The 12301-nt window shown below is 70.5% G+C and carries 15 protein-coding genes; 12 read left to right on the forward strand and 3 right to left on the reverse strand.

Annotated elements, in window-relative coordinates; all coding sequences use genetic code 11:
• Nucleotides 1-8: 8 nt before the first annotated feature.
• Nucleotides 9-449: an Hsp20/alpha crystallin family protein gene (locus tag AC5LXK_RS06520; RefSeq protein ID WP_493390837.1), complete on the reverse strand. Its 441-nt coding sequence runs from the start codon at nt 447-449 to the stop codon at nt 9-11.
• Nucleotides 450-694: 245 nt separating this feature from the next.
• Here AC5LXK_RS06520 and AC5LXK_RS06525 point away from each other — a divergent pair, with 245 nt between their 5' ends.
• Complete coding sequence (locus tag AC5LXK_RS06525; RefSeq protein WP_493390838.1) at nt 695-1612, forward strand: 3-hydroxyacyl-CoA dehydrogenase NAD-binding domain-containing protein; 918 nt, start codon at nt 695-697, stop codon at nt 1610-1612.
• 9 nt (nt 1613-1621) lie between these two features.
• Here the strand turns inward: AC5LXK_RS06525 and AC5LXK_RS06530 are convergent, their stop codons facing one another.
• Nucleotides 1622-1900, reverse strand: coding sequence for a DUF4148 domain-containing protein (locus AC5LXK_RS06530; protein ID WP_493390839.1), 279 nt, complete (start codon nt 1898-1900; stop codon nt 1622-1624).
• 160 nt (nt 1901-2060) lie between these two features.
• Nucleotides 2061-2909: a LysR substrate-binding domain-containing protein gene (locus AC5LXK_RS06535; RefSeq protein ID WP_493390840.1), complete on the reverse strand. Its 849-nt coding sequence runs from the start codon at nt 2907-2909 to the stop codon at nt 2061-2063.
• A gap of 325 nt (nt 2910-3234) precedes the next feature.
• On the opposite strand from AC5LXK_RS06535, the gene madL reads away from it, so the two are divergent.
• The 11 genes from madL (at nt 3235) to AC5LXK_RS06590 (ending at nt 12295) form a co-directional block, all read left to right on the forward strand.
• Nucleotides 3235-3630, forward strand: a complete 396-nt coding sequence (gene madL / locus AC5LXK_RS06540; RefSeq protein ID WP_059235074.1) for a malonate transporter subunit MadL — start codon at nt 3235-3237, stop codon at nt 3628-3630.
• Nucleotides 3631-3641: 11 nt separating this feature from the next.
• Nucleotides 3642-4409 carry a malonate transporter subunit MadM gene (gene madM / locus AC5LXK_RS06545; RefSeq protein WP_493390841.1) on the forward strand — a complete coding sequence of 256 codons (768 nt, stop codon included), beginning with the start codon at nt 3642-3644 and terminating at the stop codon, nt 4407-4409.
• Nucleotides 4410-4821: 412 nt separating this feature from the next.
• Nucleotides 4822-6468, forward strand: coding sequence for a malonate decarboxylase subunit alpha (gene mdcA / locus AC5LXK_RS06550; RefSeq protein ID WP_493390842.1), 1647 nt, complete (start codon nt 4822-4824; stop codon nt 6466-6468).
• 10 nt (nt 6469-6478) lie between these two features.
• Entirely contained in the window at nt 6479-6793 is a 315-nt protein-coding gene (mdcC, locus tag AC5LXK_RS06555) for a malonate decarboxylase acyl carrier protein (RefSeq protein ID WP_006485317.1), read from the forward strand.
• On the forward strand, nt 6790-7725 hold the full coding sequence (locus tag AC5LXK_RS06560) for a biotin-independent malonate decarboxylase subunit beta (RefSeq protein WP_493390843.1): 936 nt from the start codon (nt 6790-6792) through the stop codon (nt 7723-7725). Before mdcC ends, AC5LXK_RS06560 begins: the two co-directional genes overlap by 4 nt.
• The gene (gene mdcE, locus AC5LXK_RS06565; RefSeq protein ID WP_493390844.1) at nt 7712-8419 is read left to right on the forward strand and encodes a biotin-independent malonate decarboxylase subunit gamma; all 708 of its coding nucleotides are present in this window, start codon (nt 7712-7714) and stop codon (nt 8417-8419) included. Before AC5LXK_RS06560 ends, mdcE begins: the two co-directional genes overlap by 14 nt.
• Nucleotides 8406-9074, forward strand: a complete 669-nt coding sequence (gene mdcG, locus AC5LXK_RS06570) for a malonate decarboxylase holo-[acyl-carrier-protein] synthase (protein WP_493390845.1) — start codon at nt 8406-8408, stop codon at nt 9072-9074. The genes mdcE and mdcG overlap by 14 nt, the downstream gene beginning before the upstream one ends.
• Entirely contained in the window at nt 9071-9952 is an 882-nt protein-coding gene (gene mdcB / locus AC5LXK_RS06575; protein ID WP_493390846.1) for a triphosphoribosyl-dephospho-CoA synthase MdcB, read from the forward strand. The genes mdcG and mdcB overlap by 4 nt, the downstream gene beginning before the upstream one ends.
• Nucleotides 9949-10881 carry an acyltransferase domain-containing protein gene (locus AC5LXK_RS06580; protein WP_493390847.1) on the forward strand — a complete coding sequence of 311 codons (933 nt, stop codon included), beginning with the start codon at nt 9949-9951 and terminating at the stop codon, nt 10879-10881. The genes mdcB and AC5LXK_RS06580 overlap by 4 nt, the downstream gene beginning before the upstream one ends.
• A gap of 117 nt (nt 10882-10998) precedes the next feature.
• Nucleotides 10999-11520 (forward strand): phospholipase D-like domain-containing protein, encoded by a 522-nt coding sequence (locus AC5LXK_RS06585; RefSeq protein WP_493390848.1) that lies wholly within the window; start codon nt 10999-11001, stop codon nt 11518-11520.
• A gap of 130 nt (nt 11521-11650) precedes the next feature.
• Complete coding sequence (locus AC5LXK_RS06590) at nt 11651-12295, forward strand: phosphoribosyltransferase (RefSeq protein ID WP_493390849.1); 645 nt, start codon at nt 11651-11653, stop codon at nt 12293-12295.
• Nucleotides 12296-12301: the final 6 nt, after the last annotated feature.

Raw genomic sequence — 12301 nt, forward strand, 5'->3', positions numbered from 1 at the left:
CCTGAAGATTACTGAACGGTGATCGCACGCGGTTTCGACGCTTCGCGCCGGCCGACGCGAATCAGCAGGCAGCCGTTTTCGTAGCGGGCGCTGACCTGGTCGGGATTCGCGTCGCGCGGCAGTTCGACGACGCGCCGGAATGCGCCGTGAAAGCGCTCCTGCGCATACGTGCGGACGTCTTCGCCTTCGGTGCGCGGCGCCGGCTTGCGCTCGCCGCTGATCGTCAGCAGGTCCTTGTCGATCGACACGTCGAAATCGCCTGCGGCCATGCCGGGCGCGAATGCGACGATCTCGACCGCGTCGTCGGTGGCGCCGACGTTGAGCGCGGGAAAGGTGCCCGGACGCACCGCGCGGATGCCGGACGGGCGTTCGCCGAGCAGGTTCGCCACCTGCCGCTGCACGCGGGCGAATTCGTCGAACAGGTCGTAGCTGTGATGGATGCCGCTCATGTTTGTCCTCCTGAACAGGGAACGCGGGAGACGTGACGGCGCGACGCCTGCGGCGGGCGCGACGGTGGCTCCACGGGATCGAAACGGGGGCGGTGCGTTGCATGAAGCACTGCCCGACGACGGGTAATTAGTGGCCACCGTCGCGCATTTCAAGAGGGCATCTGCAATCTGCATCGACGCATGGGCTCGGGATTCGATGCGACAATCGCCGCGAACCATCCGCAGACCAACTACACGGGACAACCATGGACATTCGACGCATCGCAATCGTCGGCACCGGCGTGATCGGCGCAAGCTGGGCCGCCTTCTATCTGGCGCAGGGCTTCGACGTCGTTGCGACCGATCCGGCGCCGCAAGCCGACGCGCGGCTGCGCGACGCGCTGGCCGCGTTTCTCGGCGAGCGCGCCGCCGGACTATCCGCGCGGCTGTCGTTTGACGCCGATCTCGTGCGTGCGCTCGACGGCGTCGACTTCGTGCAGGAGAGCGGCCCGGAACGGCTCGACCTGAAGCGTGCGCTGTACCGGCAGATGGACGACGTGCTGCCCGCGCACGTGCCGATCGCATCGAGCTCGTCGGGCCTGAAGATGTCCGACATCCAGACCGCATGCGAGAAGCATCCGGAACGCTGCCTGATCGCGCATCCATTCAACCCGCCGCACCTGATCCCGCTCGTCGAGCTGGTCGGCGGCGAGGCGACCGGCCCGGACGTGATCGCGCGCGTGAAGGCGTTCTACGATGCGCTCGGCAAGCAGACGATCGTCCTCAACAAGGAGATGACCGGCCACGTCGCGAACCGGCTCGCGGCCGCGCTGTTCCGCGAGGTGTATCACCTCGTCGGCGAAGGCGTCGTGAGCGTCGCCGATGCGGACAAGGCCGTCGCGTGGGGCCCCGGCCTGCGCTGGGGGCTGATGGGGCAGTGCCTGACCTATCACCTCGGCGGCGGCGCGGGCGGGATCGAGCATTTCCTCGAACACCTGTCGGGGCCGATCACGAGCTGGTGGGACGATCTCGGTACGCCGTCGTTCGATCCGGAAGTCGATCGCAGGCTGAACGACGAACTGCGCGCGATCCAGGGCGAGCGGTCGATGCAGGAACTCTCGACCGAGCGCGACCGGCTGCTCGTCGAGCTGATCGACGCGCGGCGCCGCAGTTTCCTGCCCTGAGCGCGCAGGTTATTGCTGCGACGCCGCCTGCGGTGCGGGCGGCGTTTGCGCGAGCCAGGCGGGGCTCGCGGCCTGCACGAGCTCGCGGTTGCGTGCACGCGTCGCGGCATTCGGCGGGTAGTTGCTGTCGTTCGTCGGCAGTTCGCCGTCGAGATAGGCCTGCTTGAGCTGGGCGATGACTTCCGCGCGCGTCAGGCCCTGGGCGGGCGCCGACGCGTCGGTCTGGGCAAAGGCGGGGGACAGCAGCGCGGCTGCGGTGGTCGCGACGACGAATCGCAGGACGTTCATGGCGGGCTCCGATCAAGGGGACGGGGTACCGGGTGCGCGTGGCGGTTTGCCGTGCGTTCCGATGGGTCCCATTGTCGCGAGCGGGTGCTGCGCAGACGATGACGCGTTCCGGGCAAAGCTGTCAGGTGCGGGCGTGGCACATGCGGTGCCGCCGGTGCAGTTACAGCTCGGCCGCCGCCGTGATCAGCGTCGCTTCGAGCGCGAGCGTCGAGCGCGACGCGGCCGCCGGCCGGTCGATCACGTATTCGAGTTCGCCGAGTTCGGGCAGCCCCGCGTCGAGCCGCGAGAGCCCGGCGGGAATCACGTAGCCGGCGAACGCGCTGACGCCGAGCCCCGCGCTCGCGGCCGCACGCAGCACCGCGACGCTGCTGCTGACCACCGCGATCCGGTACGGCCGCCCGACGGCTTCGAGCGATTCAAGCACGCGGCGGCGCGATACGCTCGGCTCCGGGTGCATCGCGAGCGGCAGCACGGCCTCGTGGCCGGTGATCCGCGAATCGGGGCCGGTGCACCAGTACAGCGGTTCGCTGCGGATCACGCGGCCGCGCCGGCTGCCCGCGATGCGCTTCGCGAACACGAGATCGTGCCGGCCTTCGTCGAGCGCGTCGAACAGGTCGCCCGACAGCCCGGTCGAGATCGCGAGCTCGACGTCCGGATTGCGCTGCACGAAGCTCGCGAGCGCGGCCGTCAGGTGCGCCGACGCGAAATCCTCCGACATCGCGAGCCGCACCTTGCCCGACAGCGGCGGCCCGCACACCGACGTGACGGCTTCGTCCATCAGTTCGAGGATGCGCACCGCATAGCGGAACAGCGCGTCGCCGTGCTGCGACAGGTGGACGTTGCGCGTGTCGCGCTCGAACAGCGGCCGGTCGAGCAGCTCCTCGAGGCGGCGGATGTGCTGGCTGACGGTCGACTGCGACAGGCTCACGCGCTCGGACGCGGCGGTGAAGCTGCCGGACTGGGCAACGGCGACGAAGCTGCGCAGCAGCTCGGGCGGTAACGGACGCATTGCTAAATCCACTGAATCGGTTTCGACAACTTCATAAATGGCCGGATGGTGCAGCGCTAGTATCGGATCACGCGCCGGTGCGGCCCGCAACGGGGCGCACCGGCCGTAGCCCGCGTCGTGCCGGCGGCTGCATCGTTCAGTCTACGGCATCCGGCGTCCGGCCCGAAACCGCATCATCCCATCGACCGCCCGAGAACGTGCCCGCCAGACGGGCCGCCGGGCCGCGGCGCACCGCCGCAGGAGACAAGTCCGCACACGGGATCGGCGTGCGGGCGCGGTTCCTGCATGCGTCCGGCGCCCGTCACGAAGAGACTGGAGACGACTCATGATCATCTACGGAACCGCGCTGCTGGCGTTCTGCCACCTGGCCGGACTGTTCCTCGGCGACCTGCTCGGCAGTGCGATCGGCGTGAAGACCAACGTCGGCGGCGTCGGCATCGCGATGCTGCTGCTGATCTGCCTGCGCCTGTGGCTGCACCGTCGCGGCTGGATGCCGAAGGAGACCGAGGCCGGCGTCGGTTTCTGGGGCGCGATGTACATCCCGGTCGTCGTCGCGATGGCCGCGAACCAGAACGTCGTCGCCGCGCTGAAGGGCGGCCCCGTCGCGCTGCTGGCCGCCGTCGGCGCGGTCGCGATCTGCGCATGCTGCATCGCGGTACTCGTGCGCACCGGGCGCGACGACACGGCCTTCGCGGGCGTGCCGCAATTCGAAGAACAGTAACGGAGGCCGTCATGCTGCAGATGCTCGAAAAAACCGTCGCCCACAACGGGCTCGTCGCGTCGTTCGCGCTGGTCGGCCTGATCATGTGGCTGTCGTCGATCGCGTCGCGCAAGCTCACGTTCGGCCGCGTGCACGGCTCCGCGATCGCGATCGTGATCGGTCTCGTGCTCGCGTATGTCGGCGGCGCGTTCACCGGCGGCGAGAAGGGAATTGCCGACGTGCCGCTGTTCGCGGGCATCGGCCTGATGGGCGGCGCGATGCTGCGCGATTTCGCGATCGTCGCGACCGCGTTCGAAGTGCAGCCGACCGAGGCGCGCAAGGCCGGGCTCGTCGGCGTCGTGTCGCTGCTGCTCGGCACCGTGCTGCCGTTCATCGTCGGCGCGTGCATCGCGCGGGCGTTCGGCTATACCGATGCGGTCAGCATGACGACGATCGGCGCGGGCGCCGTCACCTACATCGTCGGGCCCGTCACGGGTGCGGCGATCGGCGCGAGTTCCGACGTGATCGCGCTCAGCATCGCGACGGGGCTCGTGAAGGCGATCATCGTGATGGTCGGCACGCCGGTCGCGGCCAACTTCATGGGCCTGAAGACGCCGCGCTCCGCGATGATCTTCGGCGGCCTCGCGGGCACCGTCAGCGGCGTGAGCGCGGGGCTCGCCGCGACCGATCGTCGGCTCGTTCCGTACGGCGCGCTGGTCGCGACGTTCCACACGGGCGTCGGCTGCCTGCTCGGCCCGTCGGTGCTGTTCTTCACGACGCGGGCGCTGGTCGGTGCCTAGGGCCTGTTCACGCTAATAACGGGCTTGCGAACGTGCCTTGCCGGCTGCAGTGCAAGAAGCAAGGAGCGCCGTTTGGCCGAGCCAAACAAGCGACGCGCGACGCCGCAATGCGGCCGGCAAGGCACGTTCCCCTGTTTGGAAAACTTCATTCGTGGGGCTGGCCCCCAGAAGGGCCGATCGCCGCGTCATGCTCCTCGCGAATACGTCGAGTATTCGCTTCGTCGCAATCCTTGCGCTCGGCCCTTCTGGGGGCCAGCGCAAGCCCGTTATTAGCGTGAACAGGCCCTAGGGCCGTGCGGTGCGGGGGCCGCATCCATCGCGGCGTCCTCTGAGTCGCATTCGTCAACATCATCAATCGGCGGCGGCGCCAGGCTTAGAATGCCGCTGAACCATCGAAGCGGGAGAACTGTTCATGACGGGATGGAATCACGCGCGGCAGGCGCGCGATGCACGGCTCGCGGCCGGCGCGGCTTACGCGCAGGGCAAGCGGGTCGATGCGCGCGACACCGTCGCGTTGCTCGAAGCGGTGCTGCGGCCCGGCGACCGCGTCTGCCTCGAAGGCGACAACCAGAAGCAGGCCGACCTGCTTGCGACGGCGCTCGCCGACGTCGACAGCGCGAAGATCCACGACCTGCACATGGTGCAGTCGGGCGTCGTGCTGCCCGAGCATCTCGACGTGTTCGAGCGCGGCATCGCGAAGCGTCTCGACTTCGCGTATTCGGGCCCGCAGTCGCAGCGCATCGCGAAGCTGCTGTTCGGCGGCAAGATCGCGCTCGGTGCGGTGCACACGTATCTCGAGCTGTTCGCACGCTACTTCATCGACCTCACGCCGCAGGTCGCGCTGATCGCCGCGGTCAGCGCCGATCGCGACGGCAACCTGTACACGGGCCCGAACACCGAGGACACGCCGACCGTCGTCGAGGCCACCGCATTCAAGGACGGCGTCGTGATCGCACAGGTCGACCGCATCGTCGACAAAGTGCCGCGCGTCGACATCCCGGGCGACCGCGTGCATTTCGTCGTCGAGGCCGGCCGGCCGTTCTACGTCGAGCCGCTGTTCACGCGCGATCCGGCCGCGATCACCGAAACGCAGATCCTCACCGCGATGCTCGCGATCAAGGGCATCTACGAGCCGTACGGCATCAAGCGCCTGAACCACGGGATCGGCTTCAACACGGCCGCGATCGAGCTGCTGCTGCCGACCTACGGCGAGAAGCTCGGGCTGAAAGGCAAGGTTTGCACGCACTGGGCACTCAATCCGCATCCGACGCTGATTCCCGCGATCGAGTCGGGCTGGGTCGAGCAGATCCACTGCTTCGGCTCCGAGGTCGGGATGGACGATTACATCCGCGCGCGTTCCGACGTGTGGTTCACGGGCCCCGACGGGTCGCTGCGCTCGAACCGCGCGCTCTGCCAGACGGCCGGCCTCTACGCGTGCGACATGTTCATCGGCTCGACGCTGCAGATCGACCTGTCCGGCCATTCGTCGACGGTCACGGCCGAACGCATTGCCGGCTTCGGCGGCGCGCCGAACATGGGCAGCGACGCGCGCGGCCGGCGCCATCCGAGCGAGCCGTGGCTGAAGGCCGGTGCGGAAGCCGACCCCGACACGCCGGCGGCGCTGCGGCGCGGCCGCAAGCTCGTCGTGCAGATCGGCGAGACGTTCGGCGACAAGAACGTGCCGATGTTCGTCGAGAAGCTCGACGCGCTGAAGCTCGCCGACAAGCTGCAGCTCGACCTCGCGCCGATCATGGTCTACGGCGACGACGTCACGCACATCGTCACCGAGGAAGGGATCGCGAACCTGCTGATGTGCCGCGACAAGGACGAACGCGAGCATGCGATCCGCGGCGTCGCCGGTTATACGGACATCGGCCGCGGCCGCGACCGGAAGATGGTCGAGCGGTTGCGCGAGCGCGGCGTGATCCGCCGCCCGGAGGATCTCGGCATCGATCCGCTCGACGCCGATCGCCGCTGGCTCGCCGCGCGTTCGATCAAGGATCTCGTGCACTGGTCGGGCGGGCTCTATGCGCCGCCGGCCCGGTTCCGCAACTGGTGAGGAAGAGGGCATGGAACAGTTGAACTATCGCTTCACCGCGCGCGAACGCGCGAAAGGCGAGCAGGCCGCGGCGCTCGTCGGCGTGGTTGCGTCCGGCAATCTCGAGGTGCTCGTCGAGCGCGTGCTGCCGGGCAACGAGTGCGAGATCGACATCCGCACCGCGGCCGTCGGTTTCGGTGCGGTCTGGCAGGCCGTCGTGTCGGATTTCGTCGAGCGGCGCACGCCGGGCGGCCTGAAGCTGTCGATCAACGACGGCGGCGCGCGGCCCGACATGGTGTCGCTGCGGCTCGCGCAGGCCGTGCGCGCGATCGAGGGGGACGCATGATGAGCGACGTGATCCACGACGCGCCGGCGTTCGTCGCGAACGGCGCGAGCTGGTACGAAGCATCGGCGCGGCAGCGCATCGACGGGCTGCTCGACGCGGGCAGCTTCAGCGAATTCCTCGGGCCGGCCGAGCGCGTGACGAGCCCGCATCTGCCGCTGTTCGGCCTGCCGCAGCAGTTCGACGACGGGATGGTGGTCGGCCACGGCCGGCTCGACGGCCGGCCGGTGTTCGTCGCCGCGCAGGAGGGGCGCTTCATGGGCGGCGCATTCGGCGAGGTGCACGGCGCGAAGCTCACCGGGCTGCTGCGCGCCGCGCGCGAAGCCGGCAAGCCGGTGCTGATCATGTTCGATACGGGCGGCGTGCGGCTGCAGGAAGCGAACGCGGGCGAGCTGGCGATCGCCGAAATCATGCGCGCGCTCGTCGAAGCGCGTGCGGCCGGCGTGCCGGTGATCGGGCTGATCGGCGGGCGCGCGGGCTGCTACGGCGGCGGCGGGTTGCTCGCTGCATGCTGTTCGGCGCTCGCGGTGTCGGAGCAGGGGCGCATCAGCGTATCCGGCCCCGAGGTGATCGAGACCAATCGCGGCGTCGAGGAATTCGATTCGAAGGATCGCGCGCTGATCTGGCGCACGATGGGCGGCAAGCACCGGCGGCTGATCGGCGGCGCCGATCGTTACGTGGCCGATACGCCCGATGCGTTCCGTGTGGCGGCGCTCGACCTGATCGGCGGCGCGCCGGCGTTCGATGCCGCGATGCTGCGCGCGGAGCAGGCACGTCTTGAAGCGCGCGTCGACCGGTTCGGCGGATGCAAGGATGCGCTCGACGTGTGGCGCATGCTCGGGGCCGACACGCCGGAAGCGATTCCGGGCATGCCCGACGACGCATTCGCGAAGCTCGCCGATCACTTGCAGGAGCCGAAGCATGACGCTCGATGAAGTACTGAATTCGCTGTTTCCGAAGGGCCACTCGATCGCGCGCGACGGCGGCCTGCTGACGGGCCACGCGGAACTGGCCGGCACGCGCGTCGACGTGATCGGCGTCGCCGACCGCTTGCCGTTCGGCATCGACGAGGCGCTGACGCTCGCGTCGCACGTGCTCGGCACGATCGCGCGTGGCGGCGACACGCCGATCCTCGTGCTCGTCGACAGCGACAGCCAGCGGATGAGCAAGCGCGACGAGCTGCTCGGCCTCAACGAAGGGCTGTCGCACCTTGCGAAATGCCTGATGCACGCGGATCTCGCCGGGCACCGGACGATCGGCGTGCTGTACGGCCACACGGCCGCGGGCGCGTTCATCGCGACCGCGCTCGCGACGCGCACGCTGCTCGCGCTGCCGGGCGCCGAGCCGGAGGTGATGGATCTGCCGTCGATGTCGCGCGTGACCAAGCTGCCGATCGACGTGCTGAAGGAGATGTCGCGCTCGACGCCGGTGTTCGCACCGGGGCTCGACAACCTCGTGAAGATGGGGGCCGTCGACGCGGTGCTCGATCCGGCCCGCGCGCTCGACGTGCAGGTCGGCGAATGGTTCGGCAAGCCGGTGGATCGCGTCGATCGTCGTGCGGCGCGCGGCCGGCCGGTCGCGACCGACGTCGCGCAGCGCGTCGAGGCACTCGCGCGTGCCGCACGCTGAGCTGCCGCTGCGCCGCCACACGCTGGTCACGCTGACGGCGGCCGGGTGGGGCGCGGCATTCGCACGCGATCCCGCGCTCGCGGGCGATCCGCTCGTGCGCGCATGGGCCGAACGCGGCTGGCCGCTGATCGTGCGTCGCGCGTCGCCGGATGAAGCCGATGCCGGCCGTGTGCCGCTCGGCCTGCCGCTACCGCCTTCGGCGGGCAAGCGGCGCATCGCGCTGAACGTTGCCCCCGACGCGCTCGCGACGGTCGGCCCGCTGCCCGCGCTGGCCGACGTGCTCGCCGCTGCACCCGACGCATGGCACGCGCCGCTGCGCGCGCTCGATGCGCTCGGCGCACGCTGTGGCGTGCAGGGCCGCGTGTTCGGCAGCCTCGCCTGGCAGGCGCTGACGGGCGAGTCATACCTGAGTGCGTCGTCCGATCTCGACATCGTCTTTCCGCTGCCGGCGGCCGTGTCGCTGGCGCCGCTGCTCGACGGCCTCGCGGCGATCGACGCGCGTGCGCCGATGCGCATCGACGGCGAACTGCTGCGCGACGACGGCGCGGGCGTCAACTGGCGCGAGCTGCACGCGCGATCGCCGGAAGTCGCGGTGAAGACCGCGATCGCCGTCGAATTGATGCACGCGGACGCGTTTGCCGGGGGCACACGATGAACGCATGGGCTGCCTGCGGCTTACCGGAGTCGTTCGATGCGGCGCCGTCGGATGCCGGGCGCATCGCCGCGCTAGCAGAACGCAGCCTCGTGCTCGAGATCGAGACCTATCCGAAGCCGGGCCTCGTCAGTCACGTCGACACCGGCAGTCACGCGGACATGGATGCCGCGACGTTCGCGCGCAGCGCCGCCGTGCTGCGGCCTTACTTTGCGGCACTCGCGGACGCAGGCGCGCGCGACGCGGACATGGCCGTGCTGCGCAAGATCGGCCTGCGTGCCGAGCACGCGATGCTCGCCGCGACCGGCGGTGTCAATACGCATCGGGGCGCGATCTTCGGGCTCGGGCTGTTGTGCGCGGCCGCCGGCCGGCGCGCGATGCCGGGTGCCGTGCCGGACGGGATGACGCTCGGCGCGTTCGTCTCGCACCGCTGGGGCGCCGAGATTCTTGGCGGCCCGCGCCTGCCGGACAGCCACGGCGAGCGTGCAAGCCGTCGCTACGGTGTCGGCGGCGCGCGTCGCGAAGCGGCAGACGGCTTCAACACCGTATACGCGATCGGGTTGCCCGCGCTGCGCCGCGCCCAGCGCGACCTGCCGGACGATCCGGAAGCCGCACGCGTCGACGCGTGCTTCGCGCTGATCGCCGCGCTCGACGATACGAATCTGCTGCATCGGGGCGGGCAGGGCGGCCTCGATTTCGCGCGGGCGACCGCCCGGGCATTCATCGCACGCGGTGGCGTGCGGGCATGCGACTGGCGGTGGCGCGCGGCGGCCGCGCACCGCGCGTTCGTGGCGCGCCGGCTGAGCCCGGGCGGCGCGGCCGACCTGCTGGCGATGAGCGTCTTCGTCGACGCGCTCGAAGCCGGCGGAGGCGCGCGATGACGCTGGCCATCCTCTGTTCGGGGCAGGGCGCGCAGCGCGCCGACATGTTCGACCTGACCGGAGCGGCGCCGCAGGCCGATGGCGTGTTCGCCCATGCCGGCCGGCTCCTCGGCGACGATCCGCGCACATGGGTCCGGCAGGCCGGGCCCGACGCGCTGCGCGAAAACCGTGCCGCACAGATCCTCTGTACGACCCAGGCGCTTGCGGCTGTCGCGCTGCTCGACGCGGTGTGGCCGCGCCGGCGTTGCGTTGCGGGCTACAGCGTCGGGGAGGTCGGCTCGTGGAGCGTCGCGGGGATGATCGAGCCGTACGACGCGCTCGATCTGGCCGATGCGCGGGCACGCGCGATGGACGCTGCGAGCAGCGGCGACGAGCGGATGGTGTTCGTGCGCGGGCTGACGCGCGTGCAGCTTGCGCAGCTGTGCGACGGCCGCGATGCAGCCATCGCGATTGCGAACCCCGGCGATGCGTTCGTGGTCGCGGGGCGGCAGGCCGATGTCGATGCCGTGGCCGACGACGCGACGCGTGCCGGCGCGCTGCGCGTGGCGCCCGTCTGCGTGCGGATCGCGTCGCACACGCGCCGGCTCGCGGCGGCCGTGCCGACATTTCGCGCGGCGCTTGCCGCGACCCGCGTGCGCCGGCCGCTGCCCGGCACGCGGCTGTTCTCGGGGATCGACGGCGCGTCGGTGCTCGACGCCGACGCGGGCCTCGACAAGCTCGCGCGGCAGATCGCGGAGCCGGTCGAGTGGGCGGCCTGTCTCGCCGCCTGCGTGGAGGCCGGCGCCACTGCGTTCTTCGAGCTCGGTCCCGGGCGTGCGCTGGCCGAGATGGCCGGCGGCGCTTATCCCGCGTTACCGGCGCGCAGCCTCGCGGATTTCCGTTCCGTCGACGGCGTGACGAGCTGGCTCGCGCGCGTCGCGGCCGGCTGATCGGCGGCCTGAAAGACGGCTTGAAGCACAGTCGCCGGGCGCCTGTTCCGCCCTGTGTGTTGCGCCGGCGCAGCAGCGTCGCAGCCGGCCCTTGCCATGCGAATTGGCGTCGCTACAATGGCGCCCGCCATGAGATCCGCCGCTTTCTTCCTCGCCGCGCTGGCGTGCGCGACGAGCGTCCACGCCAGCCAGATTCCGTCCGACGCCGCATCGGTCGGCGCGTACTTTTCGTATGACAATGCGGCGGCCGACGCGACCGTCGACCTGATCGGGCAGGCGCAGCGCCGCGTGCTGCTGGCCGGCTATACGCAGGTGCCGCCGGCGGTCGCGAGCGCGCTGCGCATGGCCCGCGCGCGCGGGATCGAGGTACGCGTCGTGCTCGTGCGCTCGCCCCGCGCGGGCAGGTACAGCGGCGCCGGCTATCTGAAATCCGCGGGCATCGACGTCGCGATCGATTCGCGGCATGGCGACCCCGCGCCGCGCTTCGTGATCGTCGACGACAACGTCGCGCTGACGACGCTCTCCGACGGTGCGGCCGCGCATGCCGAGACGGTGAACGTGTTCCGGCGCGCGCCCGAGCTCGCGCAATCCTATGCGCAGTCGTTCTGGCGGCTGTACCGGCAGGCCGGCGGCCTCTGACCCTTTCCCGCGGTGCGTCGCGCGCCGGTGTGACCCTGCTTGCATCGGCGCGGCCGATGAACCATGCTCGATGACAGACCTGCGTCGGGCACCCGTTTCGTGCCTCCGGCGCAACGGCAGGGAGCCGATCGTGACCGAATGCTTTGCCGATCGCGCCGATGCCGGCCGCCAGCTGGCCGACGCATTGCGCGAATACGCGGGGCGCGGCGATGTCGTCGTGCTTGCGTTACCGCGCGGCGGCGTGCCCGTCGCGTATCCGGTCGCATGCGCGCTGCGCGCGCCGCTCGACGTGCTGGTCGTGCGCAAGCTCGGCGTGCCGGCCGACCCCGAGCTCGCGATGGGCGCGATCGCCACCGGCGGAGCCATTCATCTGCAGCGTTCGGCGATCCGCTCGATGGGCGTATCCGACACACAGCTTGCCGATGTGATCGCGCGCGAGACCGCCGAACTGCAGCGTCGCGAAGCACTGTATCGCGGCGCCGTGCCGCCGCTGCCGGTGGAGGGCCGCATCGCGATCGTCGTCGACGACGGCGTTGCGACCGGTGCGTCGATGCACGTCGCGCTGCAGGCATTGCGCGAGCGCCGCCCCGCGCGCGTCGTGGCGGCTGCGCCGGTCGCGCCGGCGGGCGCGCGGCATGTGTTCGACGATCTGGCCGACGCGTTCGTCACGGTGTCGCGGCCACTGCGGTTCTTCGGGATCAGCCAGTTCTACGCACGCTTCGAGCAGACGAGCGACGACGAGGTGCGTGCATGGCTCGACGCGGCCCGTTCCTGAAGCAGC

Source organism: Burkholderia pulmonis (assembly GCF_984667975.1).

Coding starts and splice junctions, on each gene's coding strand:
- AC5LXK_RS06520 (WP_493390837.1), bottom strand. CDS start 449: ATGAGCGGCATCCATCACAGCTACGACCTGTTCGACGAATTCGCCCGC.
- AC5LXK_RS06525 (WP_493390838.1), top strand. CDS start 695: ATGGACATTCGACGCATCGCAATCGTCGGCACCGGCGTGATCGGCGCA.
- AC5LXK_RS06530 (WP_493390839.1), bottom strand. CDS start 1,900: ATGAACGTCCTGCGATTCGTCGTCGCGACCACCGCAGCCGCGCTGCTG.
- AC5LXK_RS06535 (WP_493390840.1), bottom strand. CDS start 2,909: ATGCGTCCGTTACCGCCCGAGCTGCTGCGCAGCTTCGTCGCCGTTGCC.
- madL (WP_059235074.1), top strand. CDS start 3,235: ATGATCATCTACGGAACCGCGCTGCTGGCGTTCTGCCACCTGGCCGGA.
- madM (WP_493390841.1), top strand. CDS start 3,642: ATGCTGCAGATGCTCGAAAAAACCGTCGCCCACAACGGGCTCGTCGCG.
- mdcA (WP_493390842.1), top strand. CDS start 4,822: ATGACGGGATGGAATCACGCGCGGCAGGCGCGCGATGCACGGCTCGCG.
- mdcC (WP_006485317.1), top strand. CDS start 6,479: ATGGAACAGTTGAACTATCGCTTCACCGCGCGCGAACGCGCGAAAGGC.
- AC5LXK_RS06560 (WP_493390843.1), top strand. CDS start 6,790: ATGATGAGCGACGTGATCCACGACGCGCCGGCGTTCGTCGCGAACGGC.
- mdcE (WP_493390844.1), top strand. CDS start 7,712: ATGACGCTCGATGAAGTACTGAATTCGCTGTTTCCGAAGGGCCACTCG.
- mdcB (WP_493390846.1), top strand. CDS start 9,071: ATGAACGCATGGGCTGCCTGCGGCTTACCGGAGTCGTTCGATGCGGCG.
- AC5LXK_RS06580 (WP_493390847.1), top strand. CDS start 9,949: ATGACGCTGGCCATCCTCTGTTCGGGGCAGGGCGCGCAGCGCGCCGAC.
- AC5LXK_RS06585 (WP_493390848.1), top strand. CDS start 10,999: ATGGCGCCCGCCATGAGATCCGCCGCTTTCTTCCTCGCCGCGCTGGCG.